This is a genomic window from Caldisphaera sp., assembly GCF_046536515.1.
Classification (GTDB): Archaea; Thermoproteota; Thermoprotei_A; order Sulfolobales; family Acidilobaceae; genus Caldisphaera.
Genome location: NZ_JAWDMQ010000028.1, coordinates 1 through 19,355, shown reverse-complemented (window position 1 = coordinate 19,355; position 19,355 = coordinate 1). Strand labels below are relative to the sequence as shown.

Here is a 19,355-nt window from a genome sequence, read left to right as displayed (position 1 = left end):
TGGCTGGGAGTCCATACTCCCTAACCTAGGCGTGGGGAGGAGAAGAGGAGTGATGAGGCCGAGTGACTAATAGTCATTAAAAGTGACTATTAGTCACGATAAAAGCCGAACTCTTACAGGCTTTTGTTTCTTCTCCAATAGAATTAATAATTGTGAGATTTTTACTAGGATTTGGTGTAGGTGCAGATTATGTCCTTTCACCACTAATAATGGCAGAACATTCAAATGCTAAAGATAGAGGAAAAATAATGGCGCTTGGTTTTGGATTATTCTGGGGATTTGGAGCTACTACTTCTGCACTAGTATACTTAGGTCTTTCAGCATTGGGATTAAGCCCCATGATTGTTTGGAAAATAGTTTTAGCAGCAGGTGCAATACCGGCAGCTTCTGTAATATACTTAAGAAGAAAGATTCCAGAAACTGCAAGATTCTTAGGAAGAATTAAAGGTGATATGGAAGGACTAAAAAATGTTGTAAAACAAGTTTCTGGAAATACTATTAACATAAATTCAAACTTGAAAGATAATAATTCATTCTCTTATTACTTTGCTAAATACTGGAGACAATTCATAGTTGCTGCCTTATTATGGTTTTTATTTGATATTGTTGCTTATGCTGGAATATTATTTGGTCCATCATTAATAGCATCAAGTCTAGGAGTAAATTCTGGAGTATTCCAATTAATAATGGAAGGTGCTTTCGTAATACCTGGAGGAATAATAGCCTTATCATTTATAGATAGAGCTGGAAGAAAGCCATTGCAGGTCATAGGCTTTATAGGAATGGCATTATCTCTATTGGCATTCGCCGCATATAAAGAATTAGCAGGACATGCTTTTTCTGCTGTTTTAGCTTTAATATTATATGGTGGAATGCAATTTTCACAACAAGCAGGACCTGGATCTATAAGCGCATCAGGAGTTTTGGGTGTAGAATTAGCACCTACTAAGGTTAGAAATATAGTACAGTCATTAACTGTTGCCGCTGGAAGAATAGGAGGTTTTTTAACTGCATTTGTTTTTCCGGTTTTGTTTGCTAAATATGGTCAATTCTTTGCTGTAGGGTTTTTATCTGTAACAGCTATAATAGCTGCAATAGTAACATTAACGTTGGTTCCAGAGACAAAAGCAAGGTCATTAGAAGAAATAAATAAAGAAGCAGTAGAAAAAGTAGAAGAAATGAAAAGTTTATATAAGGAATTTGGAATAAAATAATATAATTTATTTTTTATATAGTGGGCATTAAAAAATATTTTTTAATAAGAATGATTAAATTTTAATCATACGTTAAGAAATTAATACTCTGGTATAGAAGTAAATAGCTTGCCATCAAATAATAGCGAGCAGAGGGAATATACATGAAACTATTAATAGCGTTAGGAGGTAATGCCATATTAAGAAAAGGTGATAAAGGTAGTGTAGATGATCAATGGAAAAATGTAAATAATGCAGCCGCAACAATAGCTAAATCAATAGAACATGAGGATGATATAGTTATAACTCATGGTAATGGACCTCAAGTAGGCTATCTTATAGAAATGATGTATTCTATGAACTCAGAAAGAGCATTAACCATAGATATAGCAGACGCAATGACTCAGGGATGGATCGGATATATGTTGCAGCAATCATTTTCCAATTATTTAAAGGAAAGAAAAGCTATTGCTATATTAACTAGAACTTTGGTATTAGATAACGATAAAGAGTTTTCAAATCCTACTAAATATGTAGGAAGTTATTTTTCAATGGATCAAGCAGAGAGGTTATCTAAAGAATTTGGTTGGGTATTTAAAGAAGACCCTAGAGGGGGTTATAGGAGAGTAGTGCCAAGTCCAATGCCAGTTGATATACTAGAAATTGATATTATTAAAAAATTGCTAGATGAAAAATATATAGTTATAGCTGCAGGGGGTGGAGGAATTCCTGTTATAAAGAGAAAAGAAAATTACATTCCAATAGAAGCTGTAATTGATAAAGATTTGGCAAGTTCATTATTAGCCACAAAAATTATGGCTGATAAATTTATAATATTAACTGATGTAAAAGGAGTTGCAATAAATTATGGTAAAAAAGATGAAACATGGTTAGAAAAGGTAGGAGTTGATGAGTTACGCGATTTATATAAAAAAGGTATGTTCCCTGAAGGATCTATGGGCCCAAAGGTATTAGCTTCTATTAAATATGTTGAATCAACAAATGGAACTGCAATTATAGGAGATCTTGACGATGCTTATAATGTAATAAAAGGTCTATCAGGAACTGTTATAGTTCCTTGATTCCTCTTTGAGATTTTAAACTGAGCCTTCTATAAGGACAATCTTTCCAATAGTTTTCACATTTATTTACTTTACTCTTTGTTATCAGAGAATCTATAATCTTGCATCTGGCATAATAATTTCCATTATTTTCTAATACTTCAAAAAACTCACATCCTGAAGAAGGTTTATAACTGAGCATATAGATTGGTTCAAAAACTGTCTTTATTTTGTTTTCTTTCGACATTTTTCCACCGTGAATTTTTTTGTGCGCAAAAGTATATATTTTTAGATTTAGCATATTAATAAAATCCTTTAGAAAGAAATATTAAATTAAATTCACTTAGTTTATTCTGACCTCCTCCCCGCCCTGAAGGGCGAGGTTTGCCGTTCATTTTATCAAATAAATTCAGATAGCTTTCTTTTCTTCAAACTATATTTTAATAGATAGCTTTCTTTTAACACATAGGTTGGATCTGCTTTAAGCCAACTACTTGCATATTTGTTGACTTCATTTATATCATTAGTCTTAAATTTATAGCCTTTAATCAAGGAATTTCTAACAGTTTCTCTTATATGCCAATTCCCCACAGGAGCATAATAGGAAGGTAAAATCTCTCTCAAAATAACTATGCTTGCCTTTACTTTTGTTTTTAAAAGATACTCCAATATAGCAAGCCTTGCAGCGGAAAATCCGCCATCTGGGGTAGAAACCCTTCCTAAAGCATCCTCTTCAACTTTGCTTATAATAGGTTTTTCAGCATATCTTGTCCATATTGATAAAGGATGCCAAACTTCAATCCATTCAAATTCTATATCTCCTGGTATTAATATTATTAAAAATCTATTGCTTAAATATTCACCCTCATATATTTCGTATTGGCTTATTTCGTTAAATTCTCTGACTTGTTTTCTTAAATATTTGGAAAGAGTATCATCAATTGCAGTTATTGACCATCTTGTCGGAACAAGCCTCCTTTGCTTTATCTTTCCTAAAAAACCTAAGCTTAACATATTTTGTAAAATATATACATCAACTCCTTCTTTATATAGGTTCCACAAAGCATTTTCTGCCTTCAAATCATCCCATATGATTTTTTCTGTTGCTTTACTTAATTTGGGATTACTCCTTACAATTATTTTTTCAGCTGGGGCTCTAGGACCGACTGGTTTAGTTATACCATCGAATGATAATTTTGGTAATGGAGGCTTTTTAAGCAATACTTCACTATCAACAGGCCTTTCAGATATTATTGCTAAGCCTATTTCATTCTGATACAATTCCCAAGGTCTATTTATATCAACAACTATTGTAGCTGAGACGAGTTCGCTTCTCATTTTGATTATATTTTCTAAAGGCTCCTTTTTAATTGACCACAAAATAGGATTATCCCTGTATTTAGCTTCATCCCCATTTATTCCTGGAGGTATCATATAGTGAAAGAGAACTTTTGGATAACCATATTCTCCTACAAGACCGCTGGGAGGAGTTGATCCTCCAGCATTTTTATCAATTATTTTTAGAGATGAATTTAATTGAGATCTAAATTCTTCTAATATAGGACATTTTGGAAGTCCGCATAGCTTTTTGTATCCTTTGCATCTAGCACATAGCTCGGCTGGTATTCTTGTCACAAAGAAGCACCTTACGCGCTTTAATTCTATATTTAGCAATGGTTAATAAAAATTTAAAGAGCTTTCTATTTATTTTTTTGTAAAAAACTGATATTTAATGGCAATAAAAATGGCATGTATCTCTTTTCCAGATTGGGATAAAGGTTTTTAAATTCTGATAAAATTAAATAAAGAGTGTCATTCTAAGGAAAGTGTTAAGCAACTATAATAATCTAGCATACTTATAAAAGGTATAATCCTCAGACCTTAAGAAAACATTCATGGCTGGAAGGAGGTCATAAAGTAAATACAAATGATTTCAATTAGAAATCAGATATGAGAGTTTTTATTATTTATTAAAATTAATTTTAATTTATTAAATATTAAGCAGAGCTAATATTTCATTTGGAGTTAAATCCTTAACTCTTTTTTCTTTGAGGTTAATTTTTTTTAGGTTTTCTTCGTCGGTACAGATTTTTATGACCTTTTCAGCTTTTTTATTTCTTTGAGAAAATAAGCAAGAGGTTAATTTTTCTAGCCTAGTGAGGTTCTCATTCCATAAATTTTTTCTTTCTAAAACTATTACTGAGCTATCTACCTTAGGTCTTGGGATAAACTTTTCTGATGGTATGTACCCAATTATTTTTGCTTTGAATAAAAGTTGCATAATTATGCTTAATCTACCATAGCTCTCTTCTCCTGGATTTGCTATTATTCTATTCCCAACTTCTTTTTGCATTCCTAATACAGCATATTTTATATTATTATTTTTTGCAAGATTAATTAATATTTTTGAAGTTATATTATATGGTATGTTAGATACCAATATAGGTATTTTCGTCGACTTTACAATGTTAATTCCATTGCCAAAAATGAATTCTACATTATATGGTAAAAAATTTCTTACATAGGAGAGCCTTCTATCAATTTCTATTGTTATAACCCTTTTTGCAAGAAGTGATATAGGTAATGTAATTGATCCTATGCCGGTTCCTATCTCAAGGAAATCTTGATTTTTGTATTGAATTAATTGGTCATAGAAAAGTTTTATATAATTGCAATCAAGCAAAAAATGTTGTGATATTTTTTTAATTAACTTAATTTTAATTTTGTCCTCAAAATTATTACATATAGAATAAAAATTTTTTAATTCCATTATTATTCCTCAGCTTCATTTTGTCTTTTGATAAAGACTTTTTCTCATTAAATCTAGGTAATTTAAAAATAAAATATTTGGATCTTTAGGTTCAACAAATAAATAATATTTTGGTTGGTTTGTAATTTCATCGATTATTTTGTCTGCAAGAATATCTATAGGATCAACCTTTAATATTTTTTTGATTTCATCAAAGCTAGTAATTTTTTTAGCTTGTCTAGTTTCAAGAAGCGTTTTAAGCGTTTTCTTTCCGACGCCTCTTAATAACTCAATGGAATGTAGTCTTATGTTTATTGGTTCTGCTATATTAAAGAATTCAACAAATAGTTTTTCATTTTTCCTAATAATCAACTTAATAGCCTCAGGTAGAGTTCTTTTTGCTATTTCTGATAAATCCTTATAAGATATAGGTGTTCTTGGAACTGCCAAAATTTTTTCTGAAAGGCCTCTTTCTTTAGCTACCTTCGAAAGGTCAGAGGGGTTTTTCAGATAAACTAGCCCGCTATTTGGGTCTGAAAGAGATATATCTATTAAATCTGATATTCTTTGAGAAACTGGAAATATAGTAGTACAATATATTTTTTTATCAGCTCCAGGTATACAAGCTAATGAGACATCAAATGTTTTAAATTTTTTACCTGTAGGGTCTAAAGGTTCGTTTATTGTTTTTACTGTTTCTCTCGCTAATGTAACAACATCTAAGGATTCTAACTTATGTCCCAAAGGGATGCCATCTAATATAGTAAATTTTCTCACTCCAATAGCTTGTGCTATGGGTTTTTCTTTATGCCATGGATGTGGATCCATATAATATCCATTATCCATGTAATCTAGTATAACTGCCTCTATTTCTACTCCTGCTATATGTTCTCCTTCTTTTTTCTGTGGAGCCCTCTGACCTTCCATTAAATCTCACTCCCTTCTATTTTTAAAGATATTTCATCCTATTTATTTATATTTGTAGAAAATTTTTTAAATTGAAATAATATTTTTATTAAGGTATTAAGATTTCATCCTAATATAAACGTTTCTTTTAATAAATTAATCAAAAAATATGTGTTGTCTATTAAATGAGAAGTCCAAATGAATAAATGTGAGTTTTAAACAACATATCTATGGGATTTAGTTTACTTAATTATATTTAGGGCAGAGTAGTTATTTATATACGGATTGAGTAGTATGCCTAGAAAGAAAGGAAAAGGTGAATCAATTAAAAATAAAGAAGAGAATAATAAAGGCCATGAAAATAAAAAGAAATCACAGAAAAAAGCAAAGCTTAGTGATGAAGAATTTAATAATTTTGTGACTAGTATATCAAATGAAATAATAGATAGGTTTGGCCTTGATCTAATTAATTTAAGTCCAAATGATATAAAGGATTTGGTTGAAGAAATAATAACCTCTATAGTGGAGTCTAGGGTAACTAAGCCCTCAGAAGAATCTTTGATGAAAAAATTTGTAAATTTAAAAGATCAATTTATGAAGGCTGTTGCAGCCAGGCTTATTGAAAGAGATGAGATAGATTCCAGAGATAGAGTTGAATTTATAATAGCTTATGCACCAGAATTTGCTGGAAAGGCTGCTCCCAAACTTTATAAGATAGTTAAGAAAATTAATGCACCCGATCTAATAGAAAACTTAAGGCAACTTTGGAATAACTATGGTAATAGAACTCCAATAAGGTGTCCTGTTTGCGGTTTTAATTCTGTTATGCCCGATATGAATTGCATAGTTTGTGGAGCAATTCTTGATGAGAAGGATATAAAAAAAGATATAAATTTAAAAGATCAGCTTGTTAATCTAAGAAAAATTTATAATAATAGTTTATTAGAGGAGATAGTAAATTCTGGCTACATAATTTATGATGGAGAAATAAAGCCACCTAGTTTACAAGAGAAAGATAAGATAAGCATTAAACTTCATTTAAGTAAAGAAGAAAAAAGCATCCTATTAAATTTGTTAAGAAGAAATGTTTAAAGTAACATCAATATTTCTTAAGTTTAATTTGATACACGTATTGCAAATTTCATGATCAGAAAAACCTCCGCAAATTTTACATTTAGTTTTGCTTAACTTATTTGTAATGTTGTTTAATCTTTCAACAATTCTTTGGCTCCCAAAATCAAGTTCGGGTCTTGAACCTGCTATTGAGTAAAATATGCTTTTTGATTTTATATGAGTAGAACATAAAGGATTTATTTTTACTCCAGATATAAATTCGTAAGATGCTAGAATTTCTCCCTCAATGCCAGAAAAAGGATAAAATATTTTTATATTATCCATATCTAGAAATTCAAATGATTCGGATAGAAATTCACTTTTTCCATTTAATATAGAGTCTAATAAAATTAAAGATATATCTGTTCTTGTTATAGGTAATGAAATAAAATTATAGCCTAAAGCTTTAGCTGATTTTATTGACCAAGCTCTTTCATATCTTAGGCATTCCATTAGAGACAGCTTATCAGGAGGTTTGATGCTAATATCAGCAATTAATATATCTGTTTTATCCTCTAAAAAGCTTTTAATTTTTTCTATATCATAATCTTTAGGTACTATTATAGCAAGTTTTGATTTAAATTGCTTCTCAATTCTGTAGAGAATGTTAGATAAAACTATAGATGAACCTGGAGAAAAATAAGTTATTGGTATAACTATTTTGCTGTCCATGTTTAAAATCTTAGTTTTGCTTATTTCTCTCTTAACTCCTTTTTCGATTACATTATTTAAGCATTTAGCACAAATATACTCGCCACTGTATGTTCTATAATAAACTGCAGGTCTTTTTTTGCATATTGAGCACATCTTGGTTATCTTCTCTGCCAACTGCTTTTTCACCTCGACTTTCTATTGTAGATATTCCTAAATTGAAATGATAAAGAAACAACAAACCTCGCCCCTTCTAGGGGCGGAATAAAAGCTTTTAAATCAAAAATACTATTTCTATTTGAAATGCCTTTAGATGCCTTCGTCTGGTCAACTCTTAAAACATGAAGAGCTGGAGCCGATTTCTCCCGCAATATCGGCTTGAGGGATAATAGAGTAATACCCATAAAGGGGTGTAACCCTTAAGACCTCAGGAAACTCGCCCTTCAGGGCGGGGAGGAGGTCAGAAAATAAACTAATGCTTGAGCAAACCTTTTCAAAGAATTAAAATACAGAGGAGGTAACAGCTCTTCAATGGAAAAGTTAAATTAAAATCAACTAGGGACTAATTACAGAAAATCCAAAGAGATAATGGAAGTTAACATTAATGCTAAAACTTAAGGCTCTTGAGTATAATATTTGCGTATTTATGGTTTTAAAGCAATACCCTTTTGTCTCTGCGCTTTTAAAGGCGTTGAAGTTATATCTAAGAGGGCTGACCTCCTCCCTGCCCTAAAGGGCAAGGGTTCCTTCAGGGCGGATCATAGGTTCGTGATTTACCGCCTTCATTTTCATCACTTCATAGCTAGCAGGTAGAGGTTTCTTCACTACCCCGCTCCATCCGTCCAGCGATAGACCACTGGCTGGGCCTTCAACCCATTACCCCTATCCCTCACTGGGAGTTGCCCTTACCTTCCAGATCCAAGGGACTTGGGGATATGTTTTTAATGTGTAGGGACACATATACACTTTGGCCCTGATTTAGGCTTCCCTACACGATTCCTATATTACACTTGTTAGTTGGAGTAGAGGCATACCTCATGTTTCAATGATACATACCCCATTAGCAGCTGTCTCAATTTTTAAGTTTTTAAATTAAAAAACTTTTCTCATCCTCACCTTAAAGGGCGAGGCTTTCAGTTGTAAAATGGAAAAAAAGATAAGGTAATACAACCCTATATAATATATGATAGAGAGGTCAGTGTTAGAATATGCCCAGAAAAATATTTACTCAAAAGATAAGGTAATACAACCCTATATAATATATGATAGAGAGGTCAGTGTTAGAATATGCCCAGAAAAATATTTACTCAAAAGATAAGGTAATACAACCCTATATAATATATGATAGAGAGGTCAGTGTTAGAATATGCCCAGAAAAATATTTACCTTACTCAATCATAATATATTTACGCTAAACGCGATTGGTGGATTTAAGAAGGGGTGTAAATATGGCATCAAATGAAGCTGATCAATTAAAATTAATTAAGGAATCAACATTTAAGCCAGAAATTGAAATAGAAGCTAGGAAGCTTTTGTTGAAAGAAATTTATGGAGCTGTTTTAAAAGAATATAATAAAAGGGCGCCAAATGGTGGTTTATTAGCTGATATTCCACAGTGCGTAAAAGATTTCGTTGAAGGTAAAAGGAATGAACCATGCGAAGATGATATGAAATTTACTTATAATGCAATAAAAGTATTACAATCGAGATATATGGTAAAAAGTCAATTGTTAAACCCATTAGAAACGCCTTCAATGGTTATGAGAAGAGTTGCCGAAGGGTTCTCTTCTAGGGCAGATAAAGAAAGACTTTATAATTTATTAATAAATGGTAAATTTATGTTTAATTCTCCAACATTATTTAATATGTTTTCTGATGGAGCTAAAGGAGCTTTAAGTGCATGTTATGTTACACCGGTTTTTGATAGCATGGAAGGCATACTAGATGGAGTTAAGGTTCAAGCCTTAACGTTTAAATATGGCGGAGGCCAAGGTTTTAGTTTTTCAGAACTAAGGCCTAGAGGAGATATTGTTGCCGGTACAAGCGGGGTAGCAAGTGGACCATTAAGCTTTATGAGGCTATATGATGTCGCAACTGATGTTGTTAAACAGGGGGGTAAGAGAAGAGGAGCTAATATGGGTATATTACATATTTGGCATCCTGATATATATAATCCAAAATACGATTCGTGGCAGGCTTTAGCAAATACATTACCTCCCCAAGTTAGGGCATTTATAAAGGCAGTTAAAGATGCATTTGATCAAATCGAAAAAGATGAATTATATGAAGTAAATCCAATATTAAAAATGATGGCTGAAAAGCTTTCTAAGGAAGGCTATTATATGCCAGAAGATGCAGGCTTTATACAATCCAAGAGAACCCCTATGCAGGACTCATTTTTAACTAACTTTAACATAAGTGTTGGTGTAAACGATGCCTTTATGAAATCACTTATTGATGATGATGAATGGTGGATGGTAAATCCAAGATATAGCAAGGATAAAAATGGAGTTTATAGAATTCATTATAGTATTAGCAAGGAAACAGGTTTAGGAAGAATAGGAAAACTTATTGAAGAAAACAAATGGCTTTTAGATAATCCATACTTAAACATATTTGAAGATGTTTTAGAAAAAACAAAGTCTTTAGCAATTAATGACTTAGAAGAGGCAAACAAGACATCAGGTAAAAAAGTTGACTTTAATGAGAGAAACACAAAGATATGGAAATATAATGCAAGGCTTTTATGGGAAGAGATAATTAAAGCTGCATGGGAAGGTGGAGATCCAGGATTAATATTCCCTGACAATCATAACAAATTCAATCCTACTCCTTGGTTGGGCGTAGTTACTGCAACAAACCCATGCGGTGAACAGCACTTATATCCATTTGAAAGCTGTAACTTAGGTTCTATAGACTTAAACAAGTATATTAAAGATAATAAGTTTGATTTGAAGGCTTTTTATGATGATATACAATTGATTGTGGATTCAATGGATGCTGTGATTGACTTAAATAAACATCCTGATAAGAGGCAAACCCTGATAAACTCAATCACGAGAAAAATAGGGCTAGGGATAATGGGATTAGCAAATGCCGTAGCGGCACTTAATTATCCATATGACAGCGATGAGGCTGTTGCATTTACTTTGATAGTTTCTGCAGCAATTGAAGTTTTTGCATGGAAAAGAAGTTGGGAATTAGGTGCTAAATTAGGGCATGCTCCTGCTTTTGAATGCAAAAGATGGGATTGGAAGGAAATGAAATGTGTTGAGAAAGCTGATATTGAAGAAACCTTAAAGTTGCATACACCTGCTTTACTTAAGGCTAATGAAGTTATGAAAATTAAAGACGGATGGGTAAATGTAAAGTACCATGATGTAAAAATACCAGCAGAGATTTCTAAAAGATTTGTTGGAGAAACCGCGAAAAGAGTAATGCAAGATGGATCAATAAATATTATTAGAGATGAAGCATTTTATAAAGTATTAAATGATGTATTTTCAATTTCTAAAGATGATATAAATAATTCCTTTGACTTTTCGATAAACGATGCAAAGAAATTGCTTATTAACGCGTTGTTTAATCCTGGATTAACATGGAATAAACTTATAGATTATGGAAAGTCAATAGGCGCAAAAGCACCAAGAAACACAGTTGTAAATACTGTAGCTCCAACAGGAACTATAAGCATTATCTCTGGGACCAGCAGTGGAATAGAGCCATATTTTGCTCTAGTATATTTAAGAAGAGTTGCAGTAGGAGAGTTTTGGGAAACAATATCAATATTTAGAGATAAAGTATTAGAATTAGCAAAGAAATATAACTTATCTGTTGAATTTTTAGATGATCTGTTTAAATTTATATCATCTCACAAAGGCAGTATTAGATGGGCATTAAACGATATAGAGAATTATATAGTGGGCAAAAGTAAGGTTGTTGAAAAAGATGGCAAAATAGTATCTAAAAACGATGTAGATTACAAGGGGTTAATAGAAGAAATAAGAAATTTAGCAAACATCTTCTCTACAAGCATGGATTTCGATTTATGGTATCATTTATCTCATCAAATAGCTTCACAAATTTATACCGACCAAGCTATAAGCAAAACAATTAATTTGCCAAGTGATTCAAAAATAGACGACGTTTACACAACATACCTTGTTGCATGGTTAGGAGGGTTAAAAGGGGTAACAATTTATAGGGATGAGAGCAAAGGAATACAAGTAATATATTTTGGTGGAGAGGCAAAAAATATATTGGTGCAACCTATAAAGCAAAAGAAAAAGGAGAAGTCTAGAATGACAATAATTAAAAAAGAAATGAGAGTAACTGATGTAGAATCCGATAGAAAGCTTTCTCAGTTATTTGGTATAGCTAAGGATAGTAGGAATGGCATTGTAAGTTTAAAACCAGATGAAAATAGCACCTGTAAAACGTGTGATCTCTAATTTTTTTTAACTTCCTATTTCTATAATTTTTATGGGATTGATATGGATAAGCATGAAATGAGGCAAAAAATAAAATATGGTAATGCTATATTAATTACAGTTATGATATTAATTATTGGGGCTGCTTTATTTGCCCATTTAGTTTATGGTATAACGCCAGTTATTGTTGATGGAATAAGTATGAAGCCTACCCTTCATACTGGAGATGTTGCTATCATGTACAAGAAACCGTATAACAATATTAAGATAGGCAACGTAATAGTCTACAATTATTATGGAACGTTAATTATACATAGAGTTATTGGTATATATGAACATAACGGAACGGAGTGTTTTATAATAAAAGGAGATAATAATCCAATACCAGATCCAGGCTATCCTCAATATTGTGGATATTATACTATAAATGGTTTTACTACAGGAGGGGTTCCGTATTTTGAAATAAAAGGTGTTGTATGGACTTATAATGGAAATGAACCAATAGTTATACCATATATAGGAAGCTTTGCTCTTGCAATAAGAGGTACTGGTAGTGATGCTTTTTTATCATTTGGCATAAAGATATAACATTTTGGTTTTTAACTAATTCCCCTGAAGGCGATTCTTTCATCATTTTGAAGTAAAAATTTGCTTGCTTCTCTTATCCACAAACCAACGATAGCATTTTCTGATAACTCTTTTAATATTCTGTTTTCATCAATTTCTAACCTTTTTGATAGATCTGGCAATTTTTCATTCATTTTCTTTAAAGCCATATAATGGAAATCACATAAATTATAATTTGAAACTCTATGTTTAGCTTGTCTTTTGCATATAGAGCACTTTTCCTCAGGCTCTTCTATACCTAATGCTATTGCTAAGTTTTTACCTAAACTTTTGTCATCAAGTTTTTCTTTTATTACCTTAGAAAGAAATTCTTTAGCCTCGTTTACTACATCTTCTTTAGAATATTTGCCCTTCGATATCATATCTAGTTTTTCCTCAAAGTTCCTAGTAAGTTCTGGTGAAATTAGTTGTTTCGATATTAATTCTATAGCCTTATATACAGTATATCCTAGGTTAGTTACCTCTGTTCTTTTGCCTCTGTTTATTAAGTACTTTCTTTTATAAAGTATCTCTATAATCCTAGCTCTTGTTGCTTCTGTTCCAATGTTTACCTTTTCCATCCATCTAAGTAATGAAGGTCTGCTTAGAAAAACATTAGTTTTTGGCCATACTGTTTTTAAGTCAATATTTATTATTTTTACTTTGTCGTTTTTTCTTAAAACAGGTATTTCATTAGTTTTTGGATAAGAAAAACTATAATATTTAAACCACCCTTCATCTATTATTACTAATCCTTCTGCCTTATATTTTCTATTTAATCCGTCTCTTAAAGTTACAAAACTTTTATTCAATAATGCATCTTTTGAAAATGCCGAAAGAAATCTTTTAACAATAAGATCATAGATCCTCAAATAATCGCCATATAATTTCTTTGGAACTTCACCTGTTGGGTATATGGCTGGATGAGCAGGATCGTCTTCTTTGCCCTGAACTGGATTTAGTTTCCCATTGGTTTCTTTCAACAAGGTTTCAATTAGACTCTTGTATTTTTGTTTTGATAGGTTATTTAATATTTGAGCATAATTAATAGTTTTAGGCAACTTTTGGCTGTTTGTTCTTGGATAGCTTATCAATGCCTCTAAATAAAGTTCTTCGGCTATGCTTTGGGTTTTAAATGGTGAATAGCCGTAAATTCTTGACGCTTCTTTTTGGAGATCCCCTAAATTAAAAGCAGGTGGTGGCGAAATCTTATCTTTACTTTCACTGTAATCTTCAACTATTAAATATGGATTTTTTTCCAAATATTTCTTGACATCATTTGCTTCAGAAATTGTTTCTGGATACCAATCCTTAGGGGTTATTAAAAATTTTTTTCCTTCATACTCACCTAATATTGATATAGAAAAAATAGGGTTTGGTAAATAAAGGTTTATTTCTTCCCATCTTTTTATAGCCTCTGCAAGTGTTGGGCTTTGCACTCTACCTGCACTCAAAGAAACAGTCTTTCCTGTTTCATTCTTTAATGATTTCATGAGAAGTCTTGAGACGTTAATTCCCCATAGCCAATCTAACTCATGTCTGGCAGAACCTGCATTTACATTATCTAAATCTAGGGGGGATAGTTTATTAAATGCATTTAAAATATCTGTTTTTGTTAAAGTAGAATATTTCATCCTTTTAGCCTTTTTAATATCTCCAAAGCTTTCTATAATTTTATATCCTATAACACTTCCTTCGATGTCATAATCACAGGCATTTATATATGCGTCTGCTTTAGGCAGGATTGATGCCATCATCATATAATATGGTTTTGTATAGTAGGCTGATTTGTCAAACTCCCAAAGGGGTTTCCAAACTATCTTTATTATAGGTATCCCTCTGCCACTTGTAGATGGTCCAAAGAGATGTCCTGCACTTGGTAGAACTAAAATTGTTTCTTTATCATTTTTAATCATATAATAAGGGATTCTATAATACTTGCATTTTTCAATTTTTCCGTAATCTTTTAAGGCTAAAGCAATTTTTTCTGCAGCCCTTGGTTTTTCAGCTATTAAAGCAGTAAAATTATTTGAATAACAATTCCTGCTTGAGTTTTTACTCATAGTTACTCAACTAATTTATAGAAATAAGGAGTTTAACTTTTTTTACTACAAAAATTATTTATTATGTTAAAAATTTCTTTCGATTTTTCTTCGTCTATTTTTGTTGAATTTTCTTCCGGTAAAGAAGAAATAATAGATATTATAAATGAGTTGTTATCAGGGCAAACATTTAGCAGCATAATAGCCGTTGTTTCTTTTAAGCCAAAACTAACTAATTTTTTAATCGATTCTTTAGCCTCTTTAGAATCGCCTACACCAAAGGTTTTTAAATAATCCCATGATTTTTCTTGAAGAGAGTTTATTTGTTGTGAATCTTCAATCCTTCTTTCCATAAAATATTTTGCTTCATAATAGGAAATATAGCGTCTTTCTTCAATCCTTCTTTCCATAATATAAGACCCCTTATTGGGACTTTTGTTCTAAGAAGGGTTTTAGATGGACTGCATATGTTATAATAGTCTTTTCTTTATTTCCTAAATTTACTTTTACTACATAAGCTTTTCCTCTTTTATCAACAATTTCTCCAGTTAGTCCATGAAATCTTCTGTGAGGCATTCCATCGTGAAAAGATGAATTTATGTATATAACAACCTTATCCCCTATTTGATATGGGTATAAGGCTTTACTTAACCTTGGAACACCTCCCCTTTCTCTGATGTGCTTTCTTAGCATATTTCTTGTCTTGCTTCTATATCCTGTTGATGCTTTCACCATTTGAATCACCTTACGGCTAAAGACCTCGCCATTTAAGGAGTATATGTAAGTTTATAAATTTTATAAAGATAAAGATTTTGGTTAATTCTATGGATTTAAATTATAGTAAAATGCTTGTATTTCATATTAAATTGTATTGGAAACCTTTAGGTCTGGGATAAATTTAGTATAGAATTGCTGTAATTATTAACTTTGTAACAATTATTAACATTTAATCTATAATCCTTTATGAAGAACTTAAAAAGCTTTTACAGCTATTTAATATATAATTTCTTATTTCATTAAATTCATTACCTACCAAAATTGATTTTATTAAAAACATAAACTGTTCTCCCAAAGCTTCACGAGCTAGTATGCAGGCGTTTTCAGGACTTTTCAACAATAATTCTATAAATCCCATGTTAAACTTTACTTTAGATTGGCTATCTAAAAGTATATATGCCCCCATAAATGAATTTAATGCTTTTTTGCTTAACATACTAACAAATTCATTAAATTTACCTCCTGTATAATCTATTTTATCCATATTAAATGTCCTCCCTAATATATTGTCATCTAAATACATCAATTCTAATACCTCTGTGTATATTATTTATTTCAGCTATGTAGATATTTATTTGATAAGGACTATTTCTGTTTAAAAGGAGAAAAGCTTATATATATGTTTTCAAACATCTGGTAAACAATTAATAAACTATCTTTCTCTTATGATAAGGAGAACGGCAAACCCTGCCCTTGTAGGGACGGCGTAAAATTTTTTGAATTTAAAGACTTATTAAAAATTGAGACAGCTGCTAAAGGGGTATGCGTCACTGAAACATGAGGTATGCCTCTACCCCAACTAACAGAGCTGGTGTAGGGAAGTCCTAAATCAAGGCCAAAGTATGTCCCTATACTTTGAAAACATATCCCTGAGTCCCTTGGATCTGAGAGGAGAGGCCAGCGAGGGATAGGGGTAATTGGTTGAAGGTCTAACAGTGGTCTACCTGAAATGGAGTAGGTGGGTAATTTCACCAACTAGCTATGAAGAGATGAAGATGAAGGTATTAAACCGCGAGCCTATGATCTGCCTTAAGGGACCTCTCACCCTTCAGGACAAAGAGGAAGTTAGAAATATTACCAGCTTCTCTTAATAATTAGATCCTCCCTAACTTACAATGGTGAAGGTCCCGTTAAAATAATATTCTATAATACCTTAAGAATAATGGTTGCAATGGCGTCCTTTATATGATTAAACTCTCAGTCAGAGGATACTATCAGCTATTATATCCAAGGTCTATTTATTATTAAGATCTGACATAAAAATGTTCTTATAATATACTATAGGGTAGATAGTCTTTAATCCCCGACAATGTTTAAAATCAAATGAAAATATTAAATTCGCGTTACCATATTTTAAGTTTAGGTGAAAAAATGAGCGAAAGCGAAGATGAGGTAGGTGAGGAGGAGGAAGAACAAGAGCAACAAAACAATGCCCAAGAAGAATCTCAACAGCTAATTGAGTATAAAGTAGAAAGCCCTGAACTACTAGATATCATGTTGAGGTCATTTGATATTTTAGAGAAGGCTGTTAAAAATGAAATTAAAGTTAATGAAGCAAGAGCATATTATAACGAAGAAGTCGAACGTAAAATGTCTGAATTATCTAGTTCTTCTATAAAGAAGTCGAGAAGGTCTAAGAAATCTAGTAAAAAGAAGACTAGTAAAAAGAAAAGCGAAAAAAGTAAAAAAGAGAAATCTAGTAAAAAGAAGACTAGTAAAAAGAAAAGCGAAAAAAGCGAAACAAATGAATAATAGTTTCATTATTTTCTCATCAAAGGATGTTTGCGAGATCGGCTTGGTTTACTATTTTTCAATATTTACATTATATCCTATTTGATTTAATCCTTTAATTATGAATTCTTCTTTTAATCTTCTATCAAATGTTATTATAACAAACTTTTTATTATTTTCTTTGATTAGTTTCATATTATCAACAATAACTGAACCTTTTATCATGTCGCTTACATCTTTATCTGGAGTTACATAGTCTTTAAACTTCTTTCTTTGATATTCATAAAACTCGTCAAAGTTGTTCAGTATTCTAAAAGATTCTATAACATCCTTTGTTTCTAAACCTCTTAGAGAAGCAACAATTTTTAGTAATTCTATAGCATCGCTTAATTCTAGTTTTACACTTTTATAATTTCCTGGTTCTATTTTTAATTTAATTTCTTTCATCTTAATCCTTAATTCTAATCTAGACTTACACCCTAATATTTTGTTAGTATAAAAAATTTAGCATTTAATTTTTAATCTCTAATTTTAGTAATATTTGAAGAGGATAAATAGGTGGAAAAAATGTCAGGTTCATATATGGCATATCCAAAAATTAGAGAAGATATAATAATAGGGCCACCATATTTAACTAAATATGAAAAAGCCAAAATAATAGGTATAAGATCACTTCAATTAACCCATAATGCTCCTCCATTAATAAAAACTGAATTAATAAATTCCACAGATCCAGTTGATATAGCTAGGTATGAAGTAGAGAATGGCATTTTACCAGTTTCTGTTATAAGGTATACGCCATCTGGATTAAAGCAAGTGATACCAATAAAGTTACTTTTAAAGGGTAACATATAGTAAAATGTGATAAAGAGAACGACAAGCCTTGCCCTTCTAGGGACAGAATAAAATTTTTAACCAAAAATACTATTTCTATTTGAGATGCTCTCCAGATGCCTTCGTCTGGTCAACTCTTAAAACATGAGGAGCGGGAGCCGATTTCTCCCGCAATACCAGATGAAGGCATCTACGAAGTTAATTATACAAATAAGAGAAAAAATGTAGTCCGTCTTCTACCAAATGGTTTTCAGAAAAGGAAGCTCAGAAGGCTATCTAATATCTCATCAAAGCTCTTCAACGAGTTAAACTATGAGAGGAGGCAACAGTTTTTTCACGAAAAGAAAGTAGACTTTAATATAACGTGGGACAAGTATTATGAAAAGTATAAGGAAGAACTAAAAGTTAATGCTCAAGCAGTTATGCAGAAGAGCAATGAGGCATGGAACTCATTTTTTTCTCTTCTAAAGCTGAAGAATGAAGGAAAATTGCCACTCTTCATGAAACATGTTAGCTTACCGCGTTATTGGAATGATAGAGAAACTAAGAAGAGGAAGCTTTTACTTGTTATTAGACAAGATAGATATGTTGTTGACGAACAAAACACAAGTTAATCCTCAAGGACTTCAACCTAGAAATAGATTTTGCTAGTAGACTTAGATGGTATGGTAAACAAGGTAGGCTGGAGATATACTATGATGAAACAAGAAACGCATGGTATGCTTCTATACCAGTTGAAGTAGGTGTTGAGAAAACTAAAACTGGAATGAAGAGCAAGTATATTGTTTATGGTGAAAGGAAAACCATTTCAGTTGAATCACCTAAAGGTAACAAGGTCACTTCAATAGACTTAGGCATAAACGTTTTAGCAAGTGTAGTATTAAACGACGGTACTTGGCTTCTTTACTTAGGTTATCCATTTAACATCGCACAAGAAAAAGGAAACAAATTCACAGTAAACATGTGGTCTTATCGTAAATTAATTGATACAATTGAACTTAAAGCACAAGAATATGGCATTAAAGTTTTTGAGGTCGTTGAGTATAATACCTCAAAGTATTGTGCTTATCATAATATAGAAGTTAAAAGAAGACCAAGGGGAGTCGTTAGTTGTCCCTTAAAACATAAACTTCATTCGGATTTAAATGGAGCTTTAAACATATTAAAGAAAGCAACAGGTAAAGTCTTATCATCAATAAAGAAACCCCTATCTTTTATTGTAGAACATAACAGAGTAGCACCCATAAAAGGGGTGTAACCCT

General features: G+C 31.7%; 19 protein-coding genes and 2 pseudogenes. 9 read left to right on the top strand and 12 right to left on the bottom strand.

What is annotated here, in order from left to right; translation table 11 throughout:
- Positions 1 to 89: 89 nt before the first annotated feature.
- A pseudogene (locus RXO53_RS05295) lies at positions 90 to 1,214 on the top strand (MFS transporter); the annotation flags it as partial.
- A 143-nt stretch (positions 1,215 to 1,357) separates the two neighbouring features.
- Positions 1,358 to 2,275 (top strand): carbamate kinase, encoded by a 918-nt coding sequence (gene arcC / locus RXO53_RS05290; protein WP_410713214.1) that lies wholly within the window; start codon positions 1,358 to 1,360, stop codon positions 2,273 to 2,275.
- Here the strand turns inward: arcC and RXO53_RS05285 are convergent.
- From RXO53_RS05285 to RXO53_RS05270, 4 genes are all read right to left on the bottom strand, one after another.
- Positions 2,262 to 2,501, bottom strand: a complete 240-nt coding sequence (locus RXO53_RS05285) for a hypothetical protein (protein WP_410713213.1) — start codon at positions 2,499 to 2,501, stop codon at positions 2,262 to 2,264. The two genes, arcC and RXO53_RS05285, sit on opposite strands and share 14 nt — an antisense overlap.
- A 152-nt stretch (positions 2,502 to 2,653) precedes the next feature.
- Positions 2,654 to 3,889 carry a hypothetical protein gene (locus tag RXO53_RS05280; protein ID WP_410713212.1) on the bottom strand — a complete coding sequence of 412 codons (1,236 nt, stop codon included), beginning with the start codon at positions 3,887 to 3,889 and terminating at the stop codon, positions 2,654 to 2,656.
- A 355-nt stretch (positions 3,890 to 4,244) separates the two neighbouring features.
- Positions 4,245 to 5,024 (bottom strand): 16S rRNA (adenine(1518)-N(6)/adenine(1519)-N(6))-dimethyltransferase RsmA, encoded by a 780-nt coding sequence (gene rsmA, locus RXO53_RS05275; protein ID WP_410713211.1) that lies wholly within the window; start codon positions 5,022 to 5,024, stop codon positions 4,245 to 4,247.
- A 15-nt stretch (positions 5,025 to 5,039) separates the two neighbouring features.
- On the bottom strand, positions 5,040 to 5,930 hold the full coding sequence (locus tag RXO53_RS05270) for a DUF655 domain-containing protein (protein WP_410713210.1): 891 nt from the start codon (positions 5,928 to 5,930) through the stop codon (positions 5,040 to 5,042).
- A gap of 273 nt (positions 5,931 to 6,203) precedes the next feature.
- Between RXO53_RS05270 and RXO53_RS05265 the strand changes: the two genes are divergently transcribed.
- Entirely contained in the window at positions 6,204 to 7,001 is a 798-nt protein-coding gene (locus tag RXO53_RS05265; protein WP_410713209.1) for a hypothetical protein, read from the top strand.
- On the opposite strand, the gene RXO53_RS05260 is transcribed toward RXO53_RS05265, so the two are convergent.
- From RXO53_RS05260 to RXO53_RS05250, 3 genes and pseudogenes are all read right to left on the bottom strand, one after another.
- The gene (locus tag RXO53_RS05260; RefSeq protein WP_410713208.1) at positions 6,984 to 7,850 is read right to left on the bottom strand and encodes a hypothetical protein; all 867 of its coding nucleotides are present in this window, start codon (positions 7,848 to 7,850) and stop codon (positions 6,984 to 6,986) included. The genes RXO53_RS05265 and RXO53_RS05260 overlap by 18 nt on opposite strands.
- Before the next feature lie 8 nt (positions 7,851 to 7,858).
- Positions 7,859 to 8,044 carry a hypothetical protein gene (locus RXO53_RS05255; RefSeq protein WP_410713207.1) on the bottom strand — a complete coding sequence of 62 codons (186 nt, stop codon included), beginning with the start codon at positions 8,042 to 8,044 and terminating at the stop codon, positions 7,859 to 7,861.
- A 358-nt stretch (positions 8,045 to 8,402) separates the two neighbouring features.
- Positions 8,403 to 8,611 (bottom strand): annotated as a pseudogene (locus RXO53_RS05250) (RNA-guided endonuclease TnpB family protein); the annotation flags it as partial.
- 510 nt (positions 8,612 to 9,121) lie between these two features.
- Between RXO53_RS05250 and RXO53_RS05245 the strand changes: the two are divergent.
- Positions 9,122 to 12,124 (top strand): adenosylcobalamin-dependent ribonucleoside-diphosphate reductase, encoded by a 3,003-nt coding sequence (locus tag RXO53_RS05245; RefSeq protein WP_410713206.1) that lies wholly within the window; start codon positions 9,122 to 9,124, stop codon positions 12,122 to 12,124.
- 42 nt (positions 12,125 to 12,166) lie between these two features.
- Positions 12,167 to 12,691 (top strand): signal peptidase I, encoded by a 525-nt coding sequence (locus RXO53_RS05240; protein ID WP_410713205.1) that lies wholly within the window; start codon positions 12,167 to 12,169, stop codon positions 12,689 to 12,691.
- An 11-nt stretch (positions 12,692 to 12,702) separates the two neighbouring features.
- Here the strand turns inward: RXO53_RS05240 and RXO53_RS05235 are convergent, their stop codons facing one another.
- From RXO53_RS05235 to RXO53_RS05220, 4 genes are all read right to left on the bottom strand, one after another.
- The gene (locus tag RXO53_RS05235; protein WP_410713204.1) at positions 12,703 to 14,772 is read right to left on the bottom strand and encodes a DNA topoisomerase I; all 2,070 of its coding nucleotides are present in this window, start codon (positions 14,770 to 14,772) and stop codon (positions 12,703 to 12,705) included.
- 32 nt (positions 14,773 to 14,804) lie between these two features.
- A complete protein-coding gene (locus tag RXO53_RS05230) occupies positions 14,805 to 15,161 on the bottom strand; it encodes a hypothetical protein (protein ID WP_410713203.1) in 357 nt (118 codons plus the stop codon).
- 13 nt (positions 15,162 to 15,174) lie between these two features.
- On the bottom strand, positions 15,175 to 15,486 hold the full coding sequence (locus tag RXO53_RS05225; protein WP_410713202.1) for a 50S ribosomal protein L21e: 312 nt from the start codon (positions 15,484 to 15,486) through the stop codon (positions 15,175 to 15,177).
- Between the two features lie 226 nt (positions 15,487 to 15,712).
- Positions 15,713 to 16,054 (bottom strand): hypothetical protein, encoded by a 342-nt coding sequence (locus RXO53_RS05220; RefSeq protein ID WP_410713201.1) that lies wholly within the window; start codon positions 16,052 to 16,054, stop codon positions 15,713 to 15,715.
- Between the two features lie 845 nt (positions 16,055 to 16,899).
- Between RXO53_RS05220 and RXO53_RS05215 the strand changes: the two genes are divergently transcribed.
- Positions 16,900 to 17,280: a hypothetical protein gene (locus RXO53_RS05215; RefSeq protein ID WP_410713200.1), complete on the top strand. Its 381-nt coding sequence runs from the start codon at positions 16,900 to 16,902 to the stop codon at positions 17,278 to 17,280.
- Positions 17,281 to 17,331: 51 nt separating this feature from the next.
- Here RXO53_RS05215 and RXO53_RS05210 read toward each other — a convergent pair whose 3' ends face one another.
- Positions 17,332 to 17,706, bottom strand: coding sequence for a hypothetical protein (locus RXO53_RS05210; RefSeq protein WP_410713199.1), 375 nt, complete (start codon positions 17,704 to 17,706; stop codon positions 17,332 to 17,334).
- Positions 17,707 to 17,826: 120 nt separating this feature from the next.
- Here RXO53_RS05210 and RXO53_RS05205 point away from each other — a divergent pair, with 120 nt between their 5' ends.
- The 3 genes from RXO53_RS05205 to RXO53_RS05195 all read left to right on the top strand — a co-directional run bounded on the left by RXO53_RS05205 (position 17,827) and on the right by RXO53_RS05195 (position 19,351).
- The gene (locus tag RXO53_RS05205; RefSeq protein ID WP_410713198.1) at positions 17,827 to 18,114 is read left to right on the top strand and encodes a DNA-directed RNA polymerase subunit K; all 288 of its coding nucleotides are present in this window, start codon (positions 17,827 to 17,829) and stop codon (positions 18,112 to 18,114) included.
- Positions 18,115 to 18,209: 95 nt separating this feature from the next.
- On the top strand, positions 18,210 to 18,707 hold the full coding sequence (locus RXO53_RS05200; protein ID WP_410713197.1) for a hypothetical protein: 498 nt from the start codon (positions 18,210 to 18,212) through the stop codon (positions 18,705 to 18,707).
- Positions 18,708 to 18,859: 152 nt separating this feature from the next.
- Positions 18,860 to 19,351 carry a zinc ribbon domain-containing protein gene (locus RXO53_RS05195; protein ID WP_410713196.1) on the top strand — a complete coding sequence of 164 codons (492 nt, stop codon included), beginning with the start codon at positions 18,860 to 18,862 and terminating at the stop codon, positions 19,349 to 19,351.
- Positions 19,352 to 19,355: the final 4 nt, after the last annotated feature.

What these genes read in the sequence shown, in the direction of transcription:
- RXO53_RS05235 (WP_410713204.1), bottom strand. Translation starts at nt 14,772, where the DNA reads ATGAGTAAAAACTCAAGCAGGAATTGTTATTCAAATAATTTTACTGCT.
- RXO53_RS05210 (WP_410713199.1), bottom strand. Translation starts at nt 17,706, where the DNA reads ATGAAAGAAATTAAATTAAAAATAGAACCAGGAAATTATAAAAGTGTA.
- RXO53_RS05240 (WP_410713205.1), top strand. Translation starts at nt 12,167, where the DNA reads ATGGATAAGCATGAAATGAGGCAAAAAATAAAATATGGTAATGCTATA.
- RXO53_RS05205 (WP_410713198.1), top strand. Translation starts at nt 17,827, where the DNA reads ATGTCAGGTTCATATATGGCATATCCAAAAATTAGAGAAGATATAATA.
- arcC (WP_410713214.1), top strand. Translation starts at nt 1,358, where the DNA reads ATGAAACTATTAATAGCGTTAGGAGGTAATGCCATATTAAGAAAAGGT.
- RXO53_RS05285 (WP_410713213.1), bottom strand. Translation starts at nt 2,501, where the DNA reads ATGTCGAAAGAAAACAAAATAAAGACAGTTTTTGAACCAATCTATATG.
- RXO53_RS05225 (WP_410713202.1), bottom strand. Translation starts at nt 15,486, where the DNA reads ATGGTGAAAGCATCAACAGGATATAGAAGCAAGACAAGAAATATGCTA.
- RXO53_RS05270 (WP_410713210.1), bottom strand. Translation starts at nt 5,930, where the DNA reads ATGGAAGGTCAGAGGGCTCCACAGAAAAAAGAAGGAGAACATATAGCA.
- rsmA (WP_410713211.1), bottom strand. Translation starts at nt 5,024, where the DNA reads ATGGAATTAAAAAATTTTTATTCTATATGTAATAATTTTGAGGACAAA.
- RXO53_RS05195 (WP_410713196.1), top strand. Translation starts at nt 18,860, where the DNA reads ATGAAGAGCAAGTATATTGTTTATGGTGAAAGGAAAACCATTTCAGTT.
- RXO53_RS05200 (WP_410713197.1), top strand. Translation starts at nt 18,210, where the DNA reads ATGCCTTCGTCTGGTCAACTCTTAAAACATGAGGAGCGGGAGCCGATT.
- RXO53_RS05215 (WP_410713200.1), top strand. Translation starts at nt 16,900, where the DNA reads ATGAGCGAAAGCGAAGATGAGGTAGGTGAGGAGGAGGAAGAACAAGAG.
- RXO53_RS05265 (WP_410713209.1), top strand. Translation starts at nt 6,204, where the DNA reads ATGCCTAGAAAGAAAGGAAAAGGTGAATCAATTAAAAATAAAGAAGAG.
- RXO53_RS05230 (WP_410713203.1), bottom strand. Translation starts at nt 15,161, where the DNA reads ATGGAAAGAAGGATTGAAGAAAGACGCTATATTTCCTATTATGAAGCA.
- RXO53_RS05245 (WP_410713206.1), top strand. Translation starts at nt 9,122, where the DNA reads ATGGCATCAAATGAAGCTGATCAATTAAAATTAATTAAGGAATCAACA.